Origin of the sequence: Plantactinospora sp. B24E8 (assembly GCF_039871735.1) — a bacterium.
Taxonomy (GTDB): Bacteria; Actinomycetota; Actinomycetes; order Mycobacteriales; family Micromonosporaceae; genus Plantactinospora.
Genome location: NZ_JBDPMH010000004.1, coordinates 13,783 through 38,031, shown reverse-complemented (window position 1 = coordinate 38,031; position 24,249 = coordinate 13,783). Strand labels below are relative to the sequence as shown.

The following is a 24,249-nucleotide window of genomic DNA, read 5'->3' as shown; positions in this document are numbered from 1 at the left end:
GAATTGTGGTCGATCTTGGCTCGGTGCACCACCACCAGGTTCGACGACCTTCTATCGGAGGAGTGTGTGATGCGTACTCGGCTGTGGCACGGGTCGCGCGGGTCCGGCCCGTCCGGGTGCGGCTTCGGGCGGCGGATCGCGACCGGATCGGTGCTGGCCCTGCTGGCCGGTTCGCTCTCCGTCGCCGCCCCGGCCACGGCGGCGCCGGTTCCGCTCGCGGCGGAGCTCGACGAGGCGGCGGCCCGGGCGGCGGCGGTGAGCTCCGGCCGGCCGGTCGAGGTCACCGCGATGAGCGACGAGCGGCAGCGGGTCGTGGCGAACCCGGACGGCAGCTTCACCCTGACCCAGACGGTGGTGCCGACCCGGGTACGTCGTGGCGACGGCTGGGTGCCGGTCGACACCACCCTCCGGTTCTCCGCCGACGGCCAGGTCGCGCCGGTCGCCACCCCACTGGAGATGACCTTCTCCGGCGGCGGTACGGCGCCGATGGCCCGGCTGCGCCGCGACGGCACGGAACTGGCGCTGAGCTGGCCCACCCCGCTGCCGAGGCCGGTGCTCTCCGGTGACACGGCGACGTACCCGGAGGTGCTGCCCGGCGTCGACCTGACCGTACGCGCGCTGGTGGAGGGCTTCTCCGAGCTGCTGGTGGTCAGGTCGGCGCAGGCGGCGGCGAATCCGGCGCTGGCCCGGCTCCGGCTGCTGACCTCGACGGCCGGACTGTCGGTGCGGACCACGGCGGACGGCAGCCTGGCGGCGCTGGACGCGGCGGGGCGGGCGGTCTTCGAGGCGCCGGCGCCGTACATGTGGGACTCCAGCGGCTCGGGTCGACGTACCGTGCCGGGCGGTCAGGTGCGGTCGGTCCGGGCCGCGGTGAGCACCGGCGAGGTGGCCCTGGTCCCGGACCGGGGCCTGCTGACCGGCAGGAACACCAAATATCCGGTCTACATCGACCCGTCCTGGACGGGGTCGCGGACGGCTTGGACCCAGGTGTGGAGCAACTATCCGACGCTGTCGTTCTGGAACGGGGCCAACGACGCCGAGGACGAGGCCCGGGTCGGGTACGACGCCACCGACCGGAAGACCACCCGGTCGTTCTTCAAGTTCAACGTGAGCGGGGTCAAGAACAAGCACATCCTCGGCGCGACGCTGCAGACCCACGAGGTGTGGTCGCGTTCGTGCACGGCGCGGGAGGTGCAGGTCTGGGAGACCGGCGGCATCTCGTCGTCGACGACCTGGAAGAACCAGCCGAGTTGGATCACCAAACTCGCGGCCAAGAGCGTGGCGAAGGGCTACTCGTCGAGCTGCCCGGCCGGCGGGATCGAGTTCAACGTCACCGCACACGTGGTCAAGGCCGCGGCCGCCGGACGGGACACCCTGGACCAGGGCCTGAAGGCCTCGGCCACCGCCGAGTCGAACAAGGACACGCTGTCCTGGAAGCGGTTCCGCAACAACCCGTCGATCAGCATCACCTACAACACGGTGCCCGGGGTGCCGACCAGTCTGACCACCGACGGCGCCAGCGTCTGCAAGACCGGCACCGGACGTCTGGTGATCGGCACCACGACCCCGACCCTGCGGGCCACGGTGAGCGACACCGACAACTCGGTGAAGGCCCGCTTCCAGTGGTGGACCCTGGACGGGACCGCGCCGGTCGGGGAGTTCCTCTCCGCCTCGGTCGCCGGCAAGACACCGACGATCGTCGCGAAGCAGATCCCGTCCGGGGCGTTCGCGAACGGCGCGACCGGCCGGTGGCGGGTACGCGGTGAGGACGGCACCGACAACAGCGCGTGGAGCGCCTGGTGCGAGTTCCAGGTGGACACCAGCCGTCCGCCGATCCCGACGGTGACGTCGACGGCGTTCCCGGACGGTGCCGAGGGAACCGCGGTGATGGGCCGGAGTGTGCCGGTCGGATTCGGCCCGAACGGCGGAACCGACGTCGCCAGCTACGAGTACGTGCTCAACGGCGACTCGACCGTGTTGTCCGGCCGGGTCACCCCGGCCGCCGACGGTACGGCGACCGTGTCGGTCACCCCGGACCGGTTCGTGAACTGGCTGCATGTCCGGTCGGTGGACCGGGCGGCGAACCGGTCCACGGTGGCGACGGTGGTCTTCTACGCCGGCCCGCCGTCCGGCCCGGTCGCCGACTGGACGATGGACGAGTCCGGGGACGGTACGACGGCGGTGGACAGCACCGCCAACGGTTGGCACGCCGCGCTGGTCGGCGGTGCGGCCTGGGCCGACGGGGTGACCGGCGGCGCGCTGGACCTGGACGGGGTGAGCGGACACGCGGTGACCTCAGGCCCGGTGGTGGACACCATGCGGTCGTTCTCGGTGAGCACCTGGGCGCGGATCGACGACCTGTCCCACAACCAGGTGCTGTTCACCCAGCCGGGTACCCGGGCCAGCGCGTTCGCGCTCTACTACTCCAGCGCGTACAGCCGGTGGATCTTCAACCGGACGACGGCGGACGTCGACAAGCCGACCTTCGTCCGGGCCACCTCGACCAGCGCCCCGGCAGCCGGCACCTGGACGCACCTGGCCGGGGTCTACGACGCGCCGGCGCAGCGGATCCGGCTCTACGTCAACGGTGTGCTGGCGGCGGAGACGGCGTTCACCAGCCCCTGGAGCGCCACCGGCCCGTTCCAGATCGGGCGGGCGCAGGTCGCCGGCGTCTGGGGTGAGTACTGGACGGGCGGCATCGACGGGGTTCGGGTCCACGACCGGGTGCTGCTGCCGGGCGAGCTGCAGCAGGTTCCCCGGCTGGCCGGCCACTGGAAGCTCGACGAGACCAGCGGTACCACCGCGGCCGACCCCGCCGGCGGGCATCCGGCGACGTGGTCGTCGACCGGGGTGACCCGGACCACCGGGGTCAGCGGCAACGCGGTGGTGGTCGACGGCACCACCGGGGTGCTGACCGCCTCCGGTCCGGCGGTGCGTACCGACGCCAGTTACACGGTGACGGCCTGGGCGCGGCCGGACACGCTGACCAAGAACGGGATCGCGGTGAGCCAGCTCGGTGCCGCCGTCGCCGGGTTCAACCTCGGCTACTCCTGGAACGACGACCACGCGGCCTACCTGTGGTCGGTGCGCAGCTCGACCACGGACGCGGCCGGTGCGGAGCTGCGACAGGCGGAAAACCTGTTCGACGCCCCGGTCGCCGGGACCTGGACCCATCTCGCGGCGGTCTACGACGCGCAGGCGCACCGGCTGCGGCTGTACGTCAACGGCCAGCTGGCGGACGAGACGCACCACGCCGGTTCGTGGCACGCGAACGGCGCGCTGCTGATCGGCCGCGGCCAGGTCTCGAACGTGAGCTTCTCGCAGTACTTCACCGGTGGGGTCGACGACGTGCGGGCCTATGCCGGGGTCCTCTCCGACCAGGAGATCTTCGATCTCCACAACGCCGTCGCCAACCCCAACTGACGCGTCCGGGACAGGGGAGAGTCGTGCAGAGACAACGGTGGAACGGCAGGACGTCGGTGGCGGCCGCGCTGACCGCGGCGGTGATGGCGGCGGGCCTGCTGGTCGTGCCCACGCCGCCGGCCTCGGCCGCGCCGGCCTTCCGGGTACCCGACACCCAGCTGGAACGTTCGGTGCCGGGTACCGACTTCGTGCCGCGCGGCACGTCGGCCCGGACCGCCGCCGGGGTGGCGTCGGCACCGGCGGCGGTGGCCTGGCCGGCCGGGACCGCCGACACGGTGCTGTCGGCCGGCAGCCGGGCCCAGGCCGGTGACCTGCCGGTACGCGTCGGCGTGGCCGCGCCGCGGTCGCGGGGAACGGACGGCGTCGGTCGGGCGGCTGACCCGGCGCGGGTGCCGGGCCGGGCCCGGGTGCGGGTGCTGGACCGGGCGGCCACCGAGCGGGTCGGCGTCGCCGGGCTGCTCCTCACCGTCACCCCGGACCGGGCCGGTGACCTGTCGCTGGAGGTCGACTACTCGGCGTTCCGGTCGGCGTACGGCGGGGACTGGGCCGCCCGGCTGCGGCTGGTCCGGCTGCCCGACTGTGCGCTGACCACTCCGGACGAGACCGACTGCCGGACGGGTACGCCACTGGCCACCACCAACTCGGTCCGTGACGCGCGTCTGGCCGCCGACGTGTCGGCGGGGACCGGGGCGACGCTGCTGGCGGTGACCGCCGCCCCGGCCGGCAGCGCCGGCGACTACCGGGCGACGAAGTTGTCGGCGTCGTCGTCCTGGCAGGCCGGCGGCTCGGCCGGCGACTTCACCTGGTCGTACCCGCTGGAGGAGCCGCCCGCGTTCGGCGGGCCGACCCCCGACCTGGACCTGCAGTACTCCTCCGGCAGCGTCGACGGGCGTACCGCGTCGACCAACAACCAGTCGTCCTGGGTCGGCGAGGGCTGGGACCTCAGCGAGGGCTTCATCGAGCGGCGCTACAAGTCCTGCTCCGACGACGTCACCACCACCCCGAAGCCGTACGACCTCTGCTGGGAGACGGACAACGCGTTCCTGAACACCGGCGGCCGGACCGTCGAACTGGTCCGGGACGCCGCCTCCGGCACCTGGCGGCTACGTAACGACGACGGCTCCCGGGTCGAGCGGCTGACCGGGGCGAGCAACGGCGACAACGACGGCGAACACTGGCGGATCACCACCCGGGACGGCACCCGGTACCACTACGGGCTGCACCGGCTGCCCGGCTGGGCCAGCGGCAACGAGGTGACGAACTCGACGTGGACCGCGCCGGTCTTCGGCAATGACTCCGGCGAGCCCTGCCACGCGAGCAGCTTCGCCGCGTCGTACTGCACCCAGGCGTGGCGGTGGAACCTGGACTACGTCGTGGACCCCAACGGCAACGCGATGTCGTACTTCTACGAGACCGAGACGAACCACTACGGCCGGAACCGGACCGCGAGCGCCGGTACGTCGTACGTCCGCGCCGGTCACCTCAGGCGGATCGACTACGGGCAGCGGTCCGACACGATGTACTCCGCGTCCGCGCCGATGCGGGTGGTCTTCGGCACCGAGGAGCGCTGTGCCGCCGGGGCGACCTGCGGCACCGGTGCGATCACCAAGGACACCGCGAAGAACTGGCCGGACGTGCCGTACGACCAGGCGTGCGCCGCCGGCGCGACCTGCACGGACCTCTTCGCGCCGACGTTCTGGAGCCGCAGGCGGCTGGCCAGCGTGACGACCCGGGTGTTGGCCTCCGGCACCACCTACCGGGACGTGGACACCTGGACGCTCGGCTACCAGTTCCGGGACCCGGGCGACGGGACCTCGCCGGCGCTCTGGCTCGCCTCGGTCACCAACACCGGCAAGGTGGGCGGCAGCCTCGCCCTGCCGGCGGTGCGCTTCGAGGGGGTCCAGTTGGAGAACCGGGTGGATGCCGAGGAGGGCATCCCACCGATGTACAAGTGGCGGCTCAGCGACGTGTACGACGAGTCCGGCGGACACGTCCGGGTGAACTACTCGGCGAAGGACTGCACCCGTTCGGCGACCCCGACCCCGGACTCGAACACCCGACGCTGTTTCCCGCAGTACTGGGTGCCGGAGGGCGCCCTGGCGCCGAAGCTCGACTGGTTCCACAAGTACGTCGCGGTGCAGGTGCTCGAGGACGACCAGTCCGGGCTGGCCGGCATCGAGCAGACCGACTACGAGTACCTGGGCGGCGCGGCCTGGCACTACGACGACAACGAGCTGACCCCGGCGAAGTACCGGACCTGGAGCGAGTGGCGCGGTTTCGCCCGGGTCCGGACCACCCGGGGCGCCCCCGGCGGGGTGCGGTCGCAGCACGAGGAGCTGTACCTGCGCGGCATGGACGGCGACCGGCTGAGCAGCGGCACCCGCAGTGTCTCGGTCACCGACTCGGAGGGGGTCGCGGTGACCGACCACCCGGCGCTCGCCGGGTTCGTCCGGGAGGAGATCACCTACGACGGCGTCGGCGGCGCCGTCGTGGACGGCGAGATCCGTGACGGCTGGGTGTCGGCGGCGACCGCGACCCGGGGTTCCACCCGGGCGTACCTGACCGGGGTGTCCCGGGAGCGGAGCCGGCTCGCGCTGGCCGCCGGCGGCTGGCGGCGTACCGAGACCCGGACCGGCTTCGACTCGTACGGTCTGCCGAGCCAGGTCGACGACCTGGGTGACCTGTCGACCACGACGGACGACGAGTGTCTGCGGACGACGTACGCCCGCGACACCGGCGCCTGGATGATCGAGTTCGTGGCCCGGCAGGAGCGGGTCGGGGTGGCCTGCGGTACCACCCCGTCCCGCCCCGGCGACGTCATCTCCGACCTGCGGACCTTCTACGACGGCTCGACGACCTTCGGCGCCGCGCCGACCCGGGGTGACGTGACGCTGACCCAGGAGCTGTCCGGCTACCCCAACGGCAGCCCGGTCTACGTCCAGGCGACCCGGGCCCGGTACGACAGCTACGGCCGGACCGTCGAGGCGTACGACGCGCTGGACCGGAAGACGACGACGGCGTTCACCCCGGCCAGCGGCGGCCCGACCACCGGCACCGTCGTCACGGACGCGCTCGGCCACACGGTCACCACGACCCTGGAGCCGGCGTGGGGCCAGGAGACGGCGATCGTCGATCCGAACGGCCGCCGGGTCGACCAGACGTACGACCCGCTCGGTCGGGCCACCGCGATCTGGTTCGCCGACCGGTCGAAGGCGGACGGGGCGTCGCCGAACCAGAAGTACTCCTACCTGGTCCGGACCGACGCGCCGAACGTCGTCACCACCCAGACCCTCCGCGACGACGGCGGCTACGAGTCGACGTACGAGTTCTACGACGGCCAGTTGCGGGAGCGTCAGACGCAGGCGCCGGCACCCGACGGCGGCCGGACCGTCACCGACACCTACCACGACTCGCGGGGCCTGGTGTCGAAGGAGAACGGCGCCTACTGGAACGAGGGTGCCGCCGGGACGACGCTGCTGGTGGTCGCCGACAACACCGTCCCCGCCCAGACCCGGTACGTCCACGACGGCGTCGACCGGGAGACCGTCGAGATCCTGGTCTCGTACGGCACCGAGAAGTGGCGTACCACCAGCTCCTACGGCGGGGACCGGACGCACGTCACCCCGCCGGCCGGGGGTACCGCCACGACCACGGTCTTCGACGCCGAGGGGCGGACCACCGAGCTGCGGCAGTACACCGGGCCGACACCGTCCGGAAGCTACGACGCGACGACCTACACGTACGCCCGGGACGGTCAGCTCGCCTCGGTCACGGATGCGATGGGCAACGTCTGGCGGTATGGCTACGACCTGCGAGGCCGCAAGATCGAGGAGCGGGACCCGGACAGGGGGACCATCCGCTACAGCTACGACGACGCCGACCAGCTGCTCACCACCACCGACGCCCGGGGCGTGACCCTGGCGTACGGCTACGACCAGCTCGGCCGCAAGACCGCCCTGTACGAGGGGTCGACGTCCGGGCCGAAGCGGGCCGAGTGGACGTACGACCGGCTGGTCAGCGGGGTGCCGGTGAAGGGACAGCTGGCCAGCTCGACCCGGTACGTGAACGGCAACGCCTACGTCGTCTCGGTCAACGGCTACGACACCCGGTACCGGTCGCTCGGCACCACCGTGACGATCCCGGCGGCGGAGGGGGCGTTGGCCGGCAGCTACCGGTTGGACAGCGGTTACACCGACACCGGGCTGGACCTGGCGGTCGGCTATCCGGCGGTCGGTGGGCTCGCCGCGGAGACGCTGCGCTACGGCTACGACGCGCACGGCCGGCTGCAGTCCGCCCAGTCGGGGCTCGGTACCCAGCTCGTCGCGGCCAGCTACACCCCGTACGACGAGGTGTCGCAGTACACCCTGCAGGCGGCGGCCGGGAAGCAGCTGGTCCAGACGTTCTTCTACGACGACACGACCCGGCAGCTCAGCCGGGCCCTGGTCGACCGGAGTGTGTCGCCGACCCGGCTGGCCGACGTCAACTACACGTACGACCCGGCCGGCAACGTCACCCGGATCTCGGACCGGCCGACCGCCGGCACCACCGACACCCAGTGTTTCCGGTACGACCACCTGCGTCGGCTGCGCGAGGCGTGGACGGCGACCGACGACTGTGCCGCCGCACCGACGCCGGCGGTGCTCGGCGGTCCGGCCCCGTACTGGCAGTCGTGGGAGTACGACAAGACCGGCAACCGGTTGACCGAGACCAACCGCAGCACCACCACCGGGGCCGGGGTGACCAGCCGGTCGACGTACCCGGCTGCCGGCGGGGCCCAGCCGCACGCGCTCGCCACGGTCACCACCGGGGACCGCACCGACCGGTTCGGCTACGACGCCACCGGTAACACCACCGGCCGGACGGTCGGCGGGTCTTCCCAGGTCCTGACCTGGGACGCCGAGGGTGATCTGAGCCGGGTCACCGAGGGCGCCAAGGTCACCGAGTTCCTGTACGACGCCGACGGTGACCGGCTGATCCGCCGCGATCCCACCTCGGTGACCCTCTACCTGCCGAACACCGAGGTGAAGCTGACCCGGTCGACCGGTGCCGTCTCGGCGGCCCGCTTCTACGACCTCGGCGAGGTGACCGCGGTCCGGACCAGCACCTCCGGGCTCGCCTTCGAGGTGGCCGACCGGCACAACACCGCGCAGCTCTCGGTCGACGCCGCCGACCTGGCCGTCACCCAGCGTCGCTACCTGCCGTTCGGGGAGCTGCGTGGCGCCGGATCGGGTGGCTGGCCCACCGACCGGGGATACGTCGGCGGCACCGTCGACGCGTCCACCGGGCTGACCCATCTCGGCGCCCGGGAGTACGACCCGGAGCTCGGCCGGTTCCTCTCGGTCGACCCGCTGATCGACCCGGAACAGCCCCAGCAGATGAACGGGTACGCCTACAGCGACAACACGCCGGTGACGATGAGTGACCCGGACGGCCAGTGGCGGATCCTGCCGGGCGGGCACTACTGCGACGGCTGCGGCGGCTACAACAACCCGCCACCGAAGAAGGGGCAGAAGGCCAAGAAGAAGACCAAAAAGAAGGCGACCCCCCGGAAGAGCCCGGCCCGGAGCTATTACTGCGACAGCTGTCACTACAGCAAGCCGAAGCCGAAGGTCTACCCGGGTGACCTGCGCCAGCACGACCAGGCGATCGCCGCGGAGGCCCGCCGGCTCGCCCGGGAGTACGCCGCGAAACAAGCCCGGAAGGAGCGGGAGAAGAAGGCGCGGGAGGCGGCGGAGAAGCGGAAGAAGAGCAGCAGCTGCAAGTTGACCAGTTTTTGGAGCAGCGCCTGCCGCAAGGCCGCCGGGCGGGCCGTCAAGTCGGTCGGTCGCGGCGCGGCCAAGGTCGGCAAGTGGGCCTGGAAGAACCGGTCGACGATCCTCGCGGTCTGCTCGGCCGTTGCCGTGGTGGTCTGTGGGATCGGCGCGGCGATCAGTTCCGGCTACGATGCCTACAAGGATTTCAAGAGCGGCAACTACCGGTCCGGGGCGCTCAACGCACTCTCCGGCCTCTCCGGCGGTCTGGGCGCGGGCTTCGCGGCCGGGTCGAAACTGGCGGCCCGGGGCGCGAAACTGGTGAACAAGATCCCCACTCCGAACCTCTGGACGAAGCGGGGCTACCGGGTCAGCTCCTCGATAGCCCGTGGACTGGGCCGTTCCGAGGCGGCGCTGCGGCGCGGCACCGTCGGCGGCAACTTCAAGTCCAACATGTGGGGCACGGCGAGCTTCGGGTTCGGGGTGTCGAACACCGCCTGGAACATGTGGTGAGCCGGACCGGCGAGGGCCGGCACCGACACACCGACCTGGTGGGCTGACCACCGTGGCCGCCGCCGGAGGACCGGCGGCGGCCACCGTCGTCCGGCGGCGCGGGGCCGGGAGCTGAGAGGACCCTGAGGCGGGTTGGCGAGGGGCCGGGCGGGCCCCGGACGATGGGGGCGGCGTCACCCTGGCGGGTGCTGGACGCGTCCGCCCCCGCAGCGGGGACGAGATGTGCGTCAGGCACACTGCTGGTGCCGCGCAGCCTCGAAGCCCGCGTGAGCGTCACCTCGCGCTACTCATGCACAGGAGTGAGCCGCCGCATGTCGTTGCTCGCCAGACTCAGTCTCGCCAACCGGGGGCTCGTCGCCCTCGTCGCGATAGTGATCACCGGGTTCGGGGCGTTCGCCGTACCTTCGCTGAAGCAGCAGTTGCTGCCCTCGCTGGAGTTCCCGGCCGCGTTCATCGTCGCGCCGTTCCCGGGTGCCGGGCCGGAGGTGGTGGAGGCGCAGGTCGCCGAGCCGATCGAGAACAGCATCCAGGGCATCGCCGGACTGTCCAAGGTCACCTCGACGTCCCGGGAGGGCAGCGCGACGCTGCAGGTCGAGTTCGAGTTCGGCACCGACCTCGACGACGCGGTCAACAAGCTGCAGACCTCGATCAACCGGATCGGGGCGCAGCTGCCGGCCACCGTGGAGCCGCAGGTCCTCGCCGGCAGCACCGCGGACATTCCGGCGGTGGTGCTGGCCGCGGCCGGTGCCGGTGACCCGCAGGCCCTCGCGGACCGGCTCGCCGAGACCGTCGTACCGGAACTGGAGGCGATCGAGGGGGTCCGCACGGTCGAGGTGACCGGGGCGCGGGACCAGCAGGTGGTGATCACCCCCGACCCGGCGAAGTTCGCCGCAGCCGGGGTCGCGCCGACCGCGATCGGTACGGCGCTGCAGGCCAACGGCGTGACCATCCCGGCCGGCGCGGTCACCGAGAACAACCAGACCCGGACGGTGCAGGTTGGCGGCCGGATCGCTTCGGTCGAGGAGCTGGCGGACATCTACCTGCCGCCGTCCGGGCCGGGCAAGGCGCCGGTACGGCTCGGCGACGTCGCCACCGTGCAGCAGCAGCCGGCCGCACCCACCTCGCTGACCCGTACCGACGGTGTGGACAGCCTCGGCATCATGGTCACCGCGACCCCGGACGGCAACGCGGTGCGGATCTCGCACGAGATCCAGGACCGGCTCGACGACCTCACCGCCGCCTCCGGTGCGACCCTCACCGTGGTCTTCGACCAGGCGCCGTTCGTCGAGAAGTCGATCGAGAGCCTCACCACCGAGGGCCTGCTCGGCCTGGTCATGGCGGTGCTGGTGATCCTGGTCTTCCTGCTCTCCGTCCGGTCCACCCTGGTCACCGCGGTCTCCATCCCGCTGTCGGTGCTGGTGGCGCTGCTGGCGCTCTGGATCGGCGACTACTCGCTGAACCTGCTCACCCTCGGCGCGCTCACCATCGCGGTCGGCCGGGTCGTCGACGACTCGATCGTCGTACTGGAGAACATCAAACGACATCTCGGGTACGGCGAGGACAAACGTGCCGCGATCCTGACCGGTGTCCGGGAGGTGGCCGGCGCGGTCACCGCCTCCACCCTCACCACGGTCGCGGTCTTCACCCCGATCGTGCTGGTCGGCGGCTTCGTCGGGCAGCTCTTCGCACCGTTCGCGATCACCGTGACGGTGGCGCTGCTCGCCTCGCTGCTGGTCTCGCTGACCATCATCCCGGTGCTGGCGTACTGGTTCCTCCGGCCCGCGAACGGCGGTGCGGACGCCGAGGAGATCCGTCGGGAGGCGGAGGAGAAGGAGCTGCGCAGCCCGCTGCAGCGGGCGTACCTGCCGGTGATCGACTTCGCCACCCACCGGCGTTGGCTCACCGTCGGTATCGGTCTGGTGGTCCTCTTCGGCACCTTCGGTCTCGCCACCCGGCTGGAGACCAACTTCATCGACAGCTCCGGACAGGACACCCTGAGCATCAACCAGGAGCTGCCGGTCGGCTCCAGCCTGGCCGCCACCGACGCGGCCGCCCGCCAGGTCGAGGGGGTGCTGTCCCGGACCGACGGTGTCAGGTCGTACCAGGTCACCGCCGGTGGCGGCGGTGGACCGTTCGGCGGCGGAGGCGCCGCCAACACCGCCAGCTTCTCGGTCGCGCTGGACGAGGGGACCGACGCCGAGCGGGTCGAGAAGGCGCTGCGGACGGAGTTCGACAAGCTGACCGGCGTCGGCGACCTCCGCTTCGGCGGGGCCGGCGGACCGGGCGGCGGCTCGACCAACCAGATCCAGGTGATCGTCCGGGCGCCGGACGCCGACGTGCTGGCCCGGGCGAGCGAGCAGGTCCGGCAGCTGATGGCGGACGTGCCCCGGGTGACCGACGTGCAGAGCAGCCTGGCGGAGAGCGCACCCCGGATCGACGTCACCGTCGACCGGGCCGCCGCCGCCCGGGTCGGGCTCACCGAGGCCGCCGTCGGGCAGCTGGTCGCCCAGCAGTTCCGGGGCACCCCGCTCGGCCAGGTCAACCTCGGCGGCGAGCCGCGGGACGTGGTGCTGCGCGGTGGGCTGCCGCCGGCCGGGATCGAGGCGCTGCGGGCGCTGCCGATCGGGCCGGGCGGTGCGGTCAGGCTCGACGACATCGCCGACGTGGCCGAGGTGCAGGGGCCGCTGGCGGTCACCCGGATCGACGGCGAGCGCAGCGTCACGGTGAGCGGCACCGCCGCCGGGTCGAACCTGGGCGCGATCACCGCCGACCTGCGGGAGCGGCTCGACGGGCTCGACGTGCCGGGGGCGACGTTCACCATCGGCGGCGTCAGCGCGGAACAGCAGGAGGCGTTCGCCGACCTGGCACTGGCCGTACTCGCCGCGATCGCGATCGTCTTCGTGATCATGGTGGCGACCTTCCGCAGCCTGATCCAGCCGCTGATCCTGCTGGTCTCGGTCCCGTTCGCGGCCACCGGTGCGGTCGGTCTGCTGCTGGCCACCGGTACGCCGCTCGGCGTACCGGCGCTGATCGGGATCCTGATGCTGGTCGGCATCGTGGTGACCAACGCGATCGTGCTGCTCGACCTGGTCAACCAGTACCGCGAGCAGGGGATGGGGATCGTCGAGGCGGTGGTCGAGGGCGGCCGACGGCGGCTGCGGCCGATCCTGATGACCGCGATCGCGACCATCTTCGCGCTGCTGCCGATGGCGCTCGGCCTGACCGGCGAGGGCGGCTTCATCTCCCGGCCGCTGGCCATCGTGGTGATCGGCGGGCTGGTCAGCTCGACGCTGCTCACCCTGGTGCTGGTGCCGACCCTCTACACGATGGTGGAGAACACCAAGGAGCGGTTCCGGCGGCGGCGGGCCGGCAGGGCCGGCCAGGACGTCGCCGTCGACCCGGAGACGCCGACCGGCGGTACCGGGTCGGCCGGCGGGCCGGTGCCTGCCGGCGCGGGTGCGGCCGGTTCCGGTGCGGGGCCGGCGGCCGCCGGCACGACCGTGGCCGCCCCGGCGTCGGCAGCGGTCGCTGGCCGGCCCGCGCCGTCCGGTGCGCTGATCGACGGCACCGACCAGTTCGAGGTGCTGCGGCTGCCGAAGAGCCGCCGCTCGCCGCTGCCCCCGCCCGGCGAGAACTGACCGTCGGGGATCGGTCGCCGATCCCGCGGCTCCGCGCCGCACACCGGCCCCGGGCCGGACCGAATCCGGTCCGGCCCGGGGCCGTCTGCGGGCACCCGGGGGGCCTGCTGCTGGCGCAGGGCCTGCTGCTGGCGCAGGGCGGGCGCTGCCGGTCGACCCCGTACGCCGGCCGGTAAGGTTCGCGTACGTGTCGTCACCCCTTTCGGTCCTTACCGGTAATCGGGACTTCCGTCGCCTCTTCGCCGCCGAACTGGTGGTCTTCGGGGCGGACTGGTTCGTCATGGTGCCGCTGCTGGTGCTGCTGCCGAAGCTGACCGGCAGCGGGGTCTGGGGCGCCCTGGTGCTCGCCGTCGACACCGGGGTCCTCGCCCTGCTGCTGCCGTACGCCGGAACGGTGGCCGACCGGGTCGACCGCAAGAAGATCATGATCGTGGCGAACCTGACCGCGCTGGCGGCGGTCCTGCTCCTGTTCGGTGTCCGCAGCGCCGCCACCGCCTGGCTGGCACTGCTGGCGATCGGGGCGGTCGCGGTCGCCAAGGCGTTCTACTCGCCGGCCGCGCAGGCGGCCCTGCCGAACGTGGTCGACCCGGTCGACCTCGCGCCGGCGAACGCGGTCGCCGGTTCGGCCTGGGGCACCATGACCGTGGTCGGCGCCTCGCTCGGCGGGGTGCTGACCGCCGCCGTCGGCCCGTACGCCTGCTTCTGGGTGGCGGCGGTCGGCCTGGCGGTGGCCGCCGGCCTGGCCTGGCTGATCCGCCGGCCCCTGCAGGCCCCGCGCGACCACACCGCACCGGTCCCGCGGCCCTGGGCGGCGATCCGGGAGGCGCTCGCCTACATCGGCGCCCGTCCCCGGGTGCTGGCGCTGGTCACGGTCAAGAGCGCGGTGGGGCTCGGCAACGGCGTACTGACCGTCTTCCCGCTGATGGCCGCCCTGTACGGGGTCGGGGCGATCGGTACCGGGCTGCTCTTCGCGGTACGCGGCGCCGGCGCCCTGGTCGGTCCGCTGCTGATGCGCCGCGTCCTGGGCCACCGCTCCTGGCTGCTCACCGGCCTCGCCGTCTCGATGTCCGCGTACGGCATCGCGTACCTCGGGGTGTCGCTGGTCCGGTGGTTCCCGCTCGTGCTGCTGCTGGTCTTCGTCGCCCACTTCGGTGGCGGCGCCAACTGGGTGATGTCGAACTTCGCCCTGCAGGGCGAGGTGCCGGACCGGTTGCGGGGCCGGGTCTTCGCCACCGACATGATGCTCGCCACCCTCGCCATCTCGGTGAGTCAACTGGCGGTGGCCGCGGTGGTGGACCACGTCGACGAGCGGGTGGTGATCGCCGGCTGCGGCCTCGTCACCGTGGTCTACGCGGCCGGCTGGTGGGTGGCGACCCGCCGCCTCGACCGGTCCTGAGACGAGGCGAATCCCTCTTGAACCGGGTTGCGGACGCTCGCTATCGTAGTGATATCACTTTAATAGCGAGGAGATGTCATGGAGCGATCCGCCTTCCGGCTCTCGGGCTTCGCCGCCATCGGGGCGCTGCTGATCCTGACCGCCGTCGCCCTGGCGGTGACCGTCCCGGTCCTGGCCAACTCGGGGCCGGCGCCCTGGATGCTCGCCGTGGTCATCGGCTACGGCCTGGTGGTGCTGCTCGCCGCCACCGGATTCATCGTGGTCAACCCGAACGAGGCCCAGGTGGTGCAGTTCTTCGGCCGTTACGTCGGCAGCGTCCGGCAGCCCGGCCTGCACTGGACCTGGCCGCTGACCGACCGTAAGAAGGTCACCCTGCGGGTCCGTAACTTCGAGACCGACCGGCTCAAGGTCTCCGACGCCGACGGCAACCCGGTGGAGATCGCGGCCGTTGTCGTGTGGCAGGTGGTCGACACCGCCAAGGCCGCGTTCGCGGTGGACAACCACGTCGAGTACGTCGCCGTGCAGTCCGAGGCCGCCGTCCGGCACCTCGCCACCAGCTACCCGTACGACGCGCACGACTCGGCCCGGGCGAGTCTGCGGGACAGCACGGTGGTCAGCGACGAGTTGACCCACGAGCTGCGGGAACGGGTCGAGTTGGCCGGCGTCGAGGTGCTCGAGTCGCGGACCACCCACCTGGCGTACGCGCCGGAGATCGCCCAGGCGATGCTGGCCCGTCAGCAGGCGAACGCCATCGTGTCGGCCCGGTTCAAGATCGTGGAGGGGGCGGTGGGCATGGTCTCCAACGCCCTGGAGCGGCTGCGCGAGGAGCACGTGGTGGAGTTGGATGAGGAGCGGAAGGCGCAGATGGTGTCCAACCTGCTGGTCGTACTCTGCGGTGACCGGGCCGCCCAGCCGGTGGTGAACGCCGGATCCCTCTACAGCTAGGACCTTCCTCTCTCATGGCCGAGCGTAAGAAGCTCCTGCTGCGGCTCGACCCACAGGTCCACGACGCGATCGCGAGATGGGCCGCGGACGACCTCCGTAGTGTCAACGCCCAGATCGAGTACGCGCTGCGCCTGGCGCTCCGGACGGCCGGCCGCACACTGCGGCCGGCCCGTGGCGACGACGAACCGGCGACGGCGGCGCCGGCCGACCCGACCGACGCGAAGGCACCGGACGGCGGTGCCGGTCCGGCGGCCGGGTCGGCGGAATCCGGGTAGCCGACGTCCCAGGGCGCGGACACCGCGACGGCGCCGGACCGGCCGCCGCCTAGCATGAACCGGTGCGCCCGTCCTTCCTCTCCGAGCCGGTCCGGGTCCGGGTGCCCGCGACCAGCGCCAACCTTGGCCCGGGTTTCGACACTCTCGGCCTGGCCCTGGCGCTGTACGACGACGTCAGCGCCCGGGTCGCCCCGGCCGGTTGTCACGTCGACGTCACCGGCCAGGGCGCCGGTGAGCTGCCGACCGACGACGGACATCTCGTGGTACGCGCCATGCGGGTGACCTTCGACGTGCTCGGCGGCCAGCCGACCGGTCTGGCGGTGGAGTGTGTCAACCGGATCCCGCAGGCCCGTGGCCTCGGCTCCTCCTCGGCGGCGATCGTCGCCGGGGTGACGCTGGCCCGGGCGCTTGTCGTCGACGGTGACCAACTGCTCGACGACGCGGCCGTGCTCCGGCTGGCCGCCGACCTGGAGGGGCACCCGGACAACGTCGCGCCGTGCCTGCTGGGCGGCTTCACCATCGCCTGGACGGAAGAACCGCAGGGCCTGGCCGGCGCCGATGCCGGGGACCGGGACGCCGGTGCCGGTGGCGGGGCCGGGGCGTGCCGGCTCGAGGTCGCGCCCGAGGTGCGGCCGACCGTGCTGGTGCCGGACGAACGCGGGCTGACCTCGGAGGCCCGGGCCGCCCTGCCGGCGGTGGTGCCGCACGCCGACGCGGCCCGCAACGCCGGCCGGGCGGCGCTGCTGGTGCACGCGTTGACCGCGGCGCCGGAACTGCTCTTCACCGCCACCGAGGACCGGCTGCACCAGGACTACCGGGCGCCGGGAATGCCGGCGACGGCCGCCGTGTTGGCCGGGTTGCGTGCGGCCGGTGTGGCGGCTGTGGTCAGTGGGGCGGGACCGACGATCCTCGCCCTGACCAGCATTCCCGACGAGCACCTGCCGGGAATGGGATGGGCCGCGCAAAGGTTGGCGGTAGACGTAGCCGGGGCCCGGGTCGATAGGGGTAGACTGGGACACGCCGAGCGGGACCCTGTTGCCGCAGGTCGGAAGAGTTGATTACGCTCTAGACCTAGCACAGCCGCGAAGCAATGCGACTCCTGCGGGTCGGTGCACCCCCGAAGCTTTCGGCGGTCAGCCCGTCTCACCCCTGCCTAGGTTCACGCCGCACCGCAGTTTCCACAGGTCGCCGCAGGCGGCGAGACCTGCCCACCGATGTTGGTGGGTCGGAAATCTACCGGCTGCTGTGTTACAGACTCCCGCGACGCGTCAGGCGAGGCGGGTGCACCGAGGCCGCCCGGCCCCGTTATTCCGGGCCAAGGGCAGCCCCGGCCTTATCGAGGGAAGGACTCCATTGAGCGACACCACCGACGTGACGTCGGATGTTTCCAACGTCGCTGGCGAAGCCACCGCAGGTTCCACCCGCCGTCGGCGGACCGGGACCGGGCTGTCGGCAATGCTGCTGCCCGAGTTGCAGAGCCTGGCCGCGTCGCTCGGCATCTCCGGTACGGCCCGGATGCGCAAGGGCGAGCTGATCAGCGCGATCTCGGAGCGGCAGTCCGGCGGAGCCACTGCCAGCACCGGTGGAGCGCCCCGCCCCCGGGCCGAGGTGGCGGCCGCGGCCGCGCCGACCCGGGACGAGGTACGCGCCGAGGTGCGCGACAGTGGTGAGCGGCGGTCCGCCGAGCAGGTGCCGGCGACGGCCGCCGAGCAGGCGCCGGCCGCCACCGAGGGACGTACCCGGACGTCCCGCCGGTCGCGTGCGGCCGCGACGGCCGCCACCGCCGTGGAGACCGAGGCGACGCCGACGGAGCGCACCGAGCGCGGTGAGCGGGCGGAGCGCACCGAGCGCGGTGAGCGGGCGGACCGTACCGACGGCGGCGAGCGCGGTGAGCGGGCGGACCGTGCCGAGGGTGCCGAGCGCACCGACCGGGGCGAGCGCGGCGAGTCCCGCAACGGCCGGGACCGCAACGACCGGGGCGACCGGGGCGAGCGCGCCGAGTCGCGCAACGACCGCAACGACCGTGACCGTGGTCAGCGTTCGGCGGATCGGGACGACAACGACGACGACGACGCCGGTGGCCGGCGCAGCCGGCGCAGCCGTTTCCGGGACCGGCGGCGTGGCCGCGGGGACCGCGCCGAGGGCAACGAGGGCGGCGGCAGCGGTGGTGGCGGCCGGGAGCCGCAGGTCAACGAGGACGACGTGCTCGTCCCGGTGGCCGGCATCATCGACGTGCTGGACAACTACGCCTTCGTCCGGACCACCGGTTACCTCTCCGGTCCGAACGACGTCTACGTTTCGATGTCCCAGGTCAAGAAGTACGGCCTGCGGCGTGGTGACGCGGTCACCGGCGCGGTGCGGGCGGCCCGGGACGGCGAGCAGCGGCGGGACAAGTACAACCCGCTGGTCCGACTGGACACCATCAACGGGATGGACCCGGACGAGGCGAAGCGGCGTCCCGAGTTCTACAAGCTGACCCCGCTCTACCCGCAGGAGCGGCTGCGGTTGGAGACCGAGCCGCACATCCTCACCACCCGGGTCATCGACCTGGTCACGCCGATCGGCAAGGGTCAGCGGGCGCTGATCATGTCGCCGCCGAAGGCCGGTAAGACCATGGTGTTGCAGGCGATCGCCAACGCGATCACCCACAACAACCCGGAGTGCCACCTGATGGTCGTGCTCGTCGACGAGCGGCCCGAAGAGGTCACCGACATGCAGCGCTCGGTCAAGGGCGAGGTTGTCGCGGCCACGTTCGACCGTCCGCCGCAGGACCACACCACGGTCGCGGAGCTGGCCATCGAGCGGGCCAAGCGCCTGGTCGAGCTGGGCCACGACGTGGTCGTGCTGCTCGACTCGGTGACCCGGCTCGGTCGGTCGTACAACCTGGCCGCGCCGGCCAGTGGCCGGATCATGTCCGGTGGTATCGACTCGACCGCGCTCTACCCGCCGAAGCGGTTCCTCGGCGCGGCCCGGAACATCGAGAACGGCGGCTCGCTGACCATCATCGCCACCGCCCTGGTGGAGACCGGTTCGGTGATGGACACGGTCATCTTCGAGGAGTTCAAGGGCACCGGTAACGCGGAGCTGAAGCTGGACCGGAAGATCGCCGACAAGCGGGTCTTCCCGGCGATCGACATCCACACCTCGGGTACGCGTAAGGAGGAGATCCTGCTCGCGGCCGAGGAACTGGCGATCACGCACAAGCTGCGCAAGGTGCTCCACTCGCTCGACTCGCAGGCGGCGCTGGACCTGCTGCTGGACCGGCTCAAGAAGAGCCGGACCAACATCGAGTTCCTGATGCAGATCGCGAAGTCCACCCCGGGCGAGTAGCCCGGAGGCGTTTCGACGGTTCGCCACGTCGTGGGGCCCGGCCGGATCATCCGGCCGGGCCCCACGTGTCTGTCCGGGCTGGTTGGTGTCAGCGGAGCAGCAGGTCGACCACGCCGGCGTCGCTCTCGTCGCCGTGTCCGTCGGCGAGTCGGCGCGCCATCAGCCCGGCGTACGGGGTCAGCAGTTCGGTGCTGACCCCCTGCTCCTGCGCGGTACGCAGCAGGGTGGCGTTGGCCGTGACCATCATGGCGAGGTTGGACGTCACCCCCATGGTGTAGTCACCGCTGGCCAGTTGGGCCGCGGTCAGGTGCACGGCGCCGGCCATCGCGGCGAGCCAGTCGGCGAGCAGCGGGGCGAGGTCCTTCGGCGGGATCTCCTCCCGCCGGATCAGTGCGAAGGCGTGCGCGGCTCCGGAGAACATACCGGTCATCGCGCTCAGCAGGGCCACGTCGTACAGGGCGGCGAAGCCGGGATCCGTGCCGACGTACCGGGTGCCGGTCGGTACCGCCAGGGTGTGCCGGTACGCCTCGAAGACGTCGGTCGATCCGCTGTACAGGACGTAGCCGCCGGACTCCGGTACGCTGATCATCGGCGGCACCGCCATGATTCCGCCGTCGAGGAACCGGCCGCCCCGGTCGCCGATCCAGTCCGCGAGAGCGCGGGCCTGGCCGGGAGTGCTGGTGGTGAGGTTCACCACGTCCCGGCCGGTCAGGTCGACGTCGGACAGGGCCTGCCGGACCGAGTTGTCGTCGAGCAGGCAGACGACCACGAGGCGGTTCGCGGCCACCGCCTCGGCGGCGGTACCGGCGACTGTCGCCCCCTCGGCGGCGAGGGCCTCGGCCCGGGCGGGGGTGCGGTTCCAGACGGTCAACGGGTGCCCGGCGGCGAGCCAGGCGCGGGCGAGTGCGGTTCCCATGGCGCCGAGGCCGAGCAGGGTGAACGGGTGCTGGGCAGAAGGGTCAGAAGTGTGCTGTTCCACGCCCTGAAGACTCCCCGGAATCCTTGAACCGCTCAAGTACGCACTCTGAAGTGCGTGGTTACCCTGGGGTGCGTGAGCAGCCAGAAGAGGGTGGCCGTGGCGACGGTACGGAGGCCGGGTGGGCCGGGGGAGTACGTCTGCGGGATCGACGCGGCGATGGCGGTGGTCGGCGGGAAGTGGAAGGTGCTGATCCTCTGGGCGCTCGGCGAGCAGGCGTGCCGGTTCGGTGAGCTGCGCCGGCTGGTGCCCGGGGTCACCGAGAAGGTGCTCGCCTCCCACCTGCGGGAGCTGGAGGCGGACGGCATCGTGCACCGCGAGGTGTACGACGAGGTGCCGCCCCGGGTCGAGTACTCGCTGACCCCGCTCGGTGTCTCGCTGAACGGGGCGCTGGGGCCGCTCGGCGACTGGGGGCGGGCGCACGTGCTGGGGCGGAGCCCGGACACCGGCGGACACCGATGAAGTTTTCCTTCAATTCTGCTGGCGGATATTGAAAATTCTGTGCGTCGTCGGGTTGACTACCGGACATGGTGAACCGCCGTCGATCCGCCGCCCTCGCCGGCCTGCTCCTGCTGCCATCGTCACTCGGCCTCGTCGCCCCGCGGCCGGCCGCCGCCGCTCCGATGTGGACGGCCACGGCCGTCGCCGCGCCGGCCCAACCCGGCACCGCCGCCCCGGCGGTGTCGCAGCTCACCGGCCCGGCCGTCGACGCGGGGATCACCACCGACACCCGGACCCGGCCGGTTGCGCCCGGGCTCCAGCTGACGTCGTACGACCGGATCGAGCCGAACGGGTGGATCCGGGCCGACGCGCTCACCGCCGACCTGGCCGGCGGGGTCACCGTCGACTACGTCAACTCCGGCGCGGTCACCCGGACCGAACCACTGCGCGGCCCGGTCGACCGGGCCGGCGCGGTCGCCGCGGTCAACGGCGACTTCTTCGACATCAACAACTCCGGCGCCGCCCAGGGCATCGGCATCCAGGGCGAAAAGCTCGTCCAGTCACCGGTCTCCGGCCACCACGAGGCGGTTGCGGTCACCGCCGACGGCGTCGGCCGGGTCGTCCAGGTCCACTTCGACGGCACCGCGACCCTGCCGACCGGACCGGTCACCCTCACCCAGTTCAACAACCTGGTCGCGGCCGACGGTATCGGCGTCTTCACCGCACTCTGGGGGTCGTACCCGCGCGACCGGGCGGTGGCGGGCGCGACCCGGGTCACCGAGGTCACCCTCACCGGCGGGCGGGTCGAGGCGGTGACCGGTGCCGCCGGCAGCGGACCGGTTCCCGCCGGCAGCACCGTCCTGCTCGGCCGGGACGCCGGCGCCGACGCCCTCGCCACCCTCCGCCCCGGCGACCCGGTCGACCTGCGGTACGCGCCGAAGACCTCCGACGGCAGCACCCCGTACGCCGCGATCGGCGGCAACCGGGTCCTGGTCCGCGACGGTGTGCCGCAGGAAATCGGTGACGTCAACCCGGAGCCCCGTACCGCGGTCGGCTTCTCCGCCGACGGCCGGACGATGTATCTGGTCACAGTGGACGGACGACAGGCCGACAGCCGGGGCGTGACCCTCACCGAACTCGGCCGGATGATGGCCGACCTCGGCGCCCACCACGCGCTCAACCTCGACGGTGGCGGCTCGTCCACCCTGCTCGCCCGGGAACCCGGCCAGTCGACGGTACGCGTCGAGAACAGCCCGTCGGACGGGACCGAGCGGGCCGTACCGAACGGGTTGGCGCTGTACGCCCCGGCCGGCAGCGGGCGGCTGCGGGCGTACTGGGTGAAAACCGTGCTGGACCCGGCGGCCGCACCCGGGACCGGGCCGGTCCCCGGCGGCCGTCCGGACCGGGTCTTCCCCGGACTGACCCGGCGGCTCACCGCGGCCGGCTACGACGAGACGTACGGGCCGGCGGCCGGAAAACCGACCTGGCGGACCAGCCCGGCGAGCCACGGCACCGTCGACCGCGACGGCCTCTTCCGGGCCGGCCGGCCCGGCCAGGTCACCGTCACCGCCGCCCGGGGCAGGGCCACCGGTGACCTCGACCTGACCGTGCTCGGGCCGCTGGACCGGATCGACGCCACCGCCGAGAAACTCGGCCTGGCCGGCGCCGACGCCACCGGCACCGTCGGCGTCGTCGGCTACGACGCCGAGGGGCGGAGCGCACCGGTCGAACCCGCCGACCTCCGGCTGGAGTACGACCCCGACCTGTTCGAGATCACTCCGACCCCGGGCGGACAGCTGTCGGTGCGGGCCAAGGTGGACAGCGGCGCCGGGCTGGTCACCGCCCGGGTCGGCGATGCCAGCACGGTGCTGCCGGTCACCGTCGGGCTCACCGACGTACCGGTGGCGATGTTCGACGACGCGGCGAGCTGGCGGTTCAGCGCCGCCCGGGCCACCGGCTCGGCCACCCCGGCGCCGGGCCACACCGGGACCGGCCTGAAACTGGCGTACGACTTCGGCCAGTCGACCGGCACCCGGGCCGCGTACGCCGACCCGCCGGCCTGGATCGAGGTGCCCGGCCAGCCGCAGGCGTTCGGGATGTGGATCCACAGCTCCGGCCACGGCGAGTGGCCGAGCCTGCACCTGCACGACGCACTCGACCAGCAGCACGTGCTCCGCGGCCCGTACCTCGACTGGACCGGCTGGCGGTACGTCGAACTGACGGTGCCGGCCGGCGTGGTGTACCCGGTCCGGATCCGTCGGTTCTACGTCGCGGAGACCGACGCGGCGACGGCGTACACCGGCGAGACGGTGATCGACGACATCGTGGCCCGGGTGCCGGTGGAGATCGACCCGCCGGTCGAGCCGCCCCGCACCGACCGGGTGGTGGTCACCGACGGCACCGTCGACCGGGCACCCTGGCGGTTCGCGGTCCTCTCCGACGCCCAGTTCGTCGCCGCCGACCCGGACAGCGACCTGGTCGCCCAGGCCCGCCGTACGCTGCGGGAGATCCGGGCGGCCCGGCCGGACTTCCTGGTGGTCAACGGGGACTTCGTGGACACCGCGTACCCGGCCGACTTCGCGCTGGCGAAGCGGATCCTCGACGAGGAACTCGGCGGCGAGGTGCCCTACCACTACGTGCCGGGCAACCACGAGATCATGGGCGCGCCGATCGCCAACTTCCGGGCGGTCTTCGGCGACACCACCCGGGTCTTCGACCACCGTCCGGTACGCGGCGGCACCGCGACCCGGTTCGTCACCCTGGACACCTCCGCCGGCAGCCTGCGCGGCAGCGGATTCGGTCAGCTCCCGGCGTTGCGGGCGGCACTGGACGGGGCCGCCGCCGACCCCCGGATCGGCTCGGTGGTGGTACTGGAACACCATCCGCTGCGCGACCCGACCCCGGCCCAGGCGAGCCAGCTCGGCGACCGGAAGGAGGCGGCGCTGCTGGAACGCTGGCTCGCCGAGTTCCAGGAGCGGACCGGCAAGGGCACCCTTTTTGTCGGGTCGCACGTCGGCACCTTCGCCGCCGACCGGGTCGACGGGGTGCCGTACCTGATCAACGGCAACACCGGCAAGAACCCGTCGACCGCGCCGCACCTCGGCGGCTTCACCGGCTGGACGATGTTCGGGGTCGACCCGGTGAGCCCGGTTGAGGCGGCACAGGCCCGGCGGGACCCGGTCGCGGCCGGACCGCAGTGGGTGACCGCGCAGACCCGGGCACACGTCGACACGCTGGCGATCGCCGTACCGCCGAGCCTGCCGGTCGGGACGACCACGCCGGTGACCGCCACCCTCACCCAGCCGGCCGGTGGCCGGCAGGTGCCGGTGGCGGCCCCGGTCAGCGCCGACTGGACCGGCTCGGCGAACCTGCACGTCGGATCCCGGTCCGGGCTGCGACCCTGGCACGCCGCCTGGTTCGACCCGGCGACCGGCCGGCTGACCGGGCTGCGGTCGACCGGCACCGTCCGGCTCGCGGTCACCGTCAACGGCGTGCGGGCCGAGGGCACCGTCCGGCTCACCGGCTGAGGTGTCGGTTCGGACCCCGGTGCACGCCGGTCCGG

The 24,249-nt window shown here is 72.5% G+C and carries 11 protein-coding genes; 10 read left to right on the top strand and 1 reads right to left on the bottom strand.

The window, feature by feature from the left end; translation table 11 throughout:
- Positions 1–69 precede the first annotated feature (69 nt).
- The 8 genes from ABGB21_RS08385 to rho all read left to right on the top strand — a co-directional run bounded on the left by ABGB21_RS08385 (position 70) and on the right by rho (position 19,270).
- Positions 70–3,423: a LamG-like jellyroll fold domain-containing protein gene (locus tag ABGB21_RS08385; RefSeq protein WP_347677209.1), complete on the top strand. Its 3,354-nt coding sequence runs from the start codon at positions 70–72 to the stop codon at positions 3,421–3,423.
- A gap of 23 nt (positions 3,424–3,446) precedes the next feature.
- Positions 3,447–9,686, top strand: coding sequence for an RHS repeat-associated core domain-containing protein (locus ABGB21_RS08380; protein WP_347677207.1), 6,240 nt, complete (start codon positions 3,447–3,449; stop codon positions 9,684–9,686).
- Positions 9,687–9,997: 311 nt separating this feature from the next.
- The gene (locus tag ABGB21_RS08375; protein WP_347677205.1) at positions 9,998–13,324 is read left to right on the top strand and encodes an efflux RND transporter permease subunit; all 3,327 of its coding nucleotides are present in this window, start codon (positions 9,998–10,000) and stop codon (positions 13,322–13,324) included.
- 187 nt (positions 13,325–13,511) lie between these two features.
- Positions 13,512–14,720, top strand: a complete 1,209-nt coding sequence (locus ABGB21_RS08370) for an MFS transporter (protein ID WP_347677203.1) — start codon at positions 13,512–13,514, stop codon at positions 14,718–14,720.
- A gap of 78 nt (positions 14,721–14,798) precedes the next feature.
- Positions 14,799–15,665: an SPFH domain-containing protein gene (locus ABGB21_RS08365; RefSeq protein WP_347677201.1), complete on the top strand. Its 867-nt coding sequence runs from the start codon at positions 14,799–14,801 to the stop codon at positions 15,663–15,665.
- A gap of 14 nt (positions 15,666–15,679) precedes the next feature.
- Positions 15,680–15,940: a hypothetical protein gene (locus tag ABGB21_RS08360; RefSeq protein WP_347677199.1), complete on the top strand. Its 261-nt coding sequence runs from the start codon at positions 15,680–15,682 to the stop codon at positions 15,938–15,940.
- A gap of 62 nt (positions 15,941–16,002) precedes the next feature.
- Positions 16,003–16,998: a homoserine kinase gene (gene thrB, locus ABGB21_RS08355; RefSeq protein ID WP_347677197.1), complete on the top strand. Its 996-nt coding sequence runs from the start codon at positions 16,003–16,005 to the stop codon at positions 16,996–16,998.
- Positions 16,999–17,293: 295 nt separating this feature from the next.
- Complete coding sequence (gene rho, locus ABGB21_RS08350; RefSeq protein WP_347677195.1) at positions 17,294–19,270, top strand: transcription termination factor Rho; 1,977 nt, start codon at positions 17,294–17,296, stop codon at positions 19,268–19,270.
- Positions 19,271–19,358: 88 nt separating this feature from the next.
- Here rho and ABGB21_RS08345 read toward each other — a convergent pair whose 3' ends face one another.
- Positions 19,359–20,249 carry an NAD(P)-binding domain-containing protein gene (locus ABGB21_RS08345; protein WP_347677193.1) on the bottom strand — a complete coding sequence of 297 codons (891 nt, stop codon included), beginning with the start codon at positions 20,247–20,249 and terminating at the stop codon, positions 19,359–19,361.
- Between the two features lie 156 nt (positions 20,250–20,405).
- Here ABGB21_RS08345 and ABGB21_RS08340 point away from each other — a divergent pair, with 156 nt between their 5' ends.
- Positions 20,406–20,708 carry a helix-turn-helix domain-containing protein gene (locus ABGB21_RS08340; protein ID WP_347651342.1) on the top strand — a complete coding sequence of 101 codons (303 nt, stop codon included), beginning with the start codon at positions 20,406–20,408 and terminating at the stop codon, positions 20,706–20,708.
- A 65-nt stretch (positions 20,709–20,773) separates the two neighbouring features.
- Positions 20,774–24,214, top strand: coding sequence for a phosphodiester glycosidase family protein (locus ABGB21_RS08335; RefSeq protein ID WP_347677191.1), 3,441 nt, complete (start codon positions 20,774–20,776; stop codon positions 24,212–24,214).
- Positions 24,215–24,249: the final 35 nt, after the last annotated feature.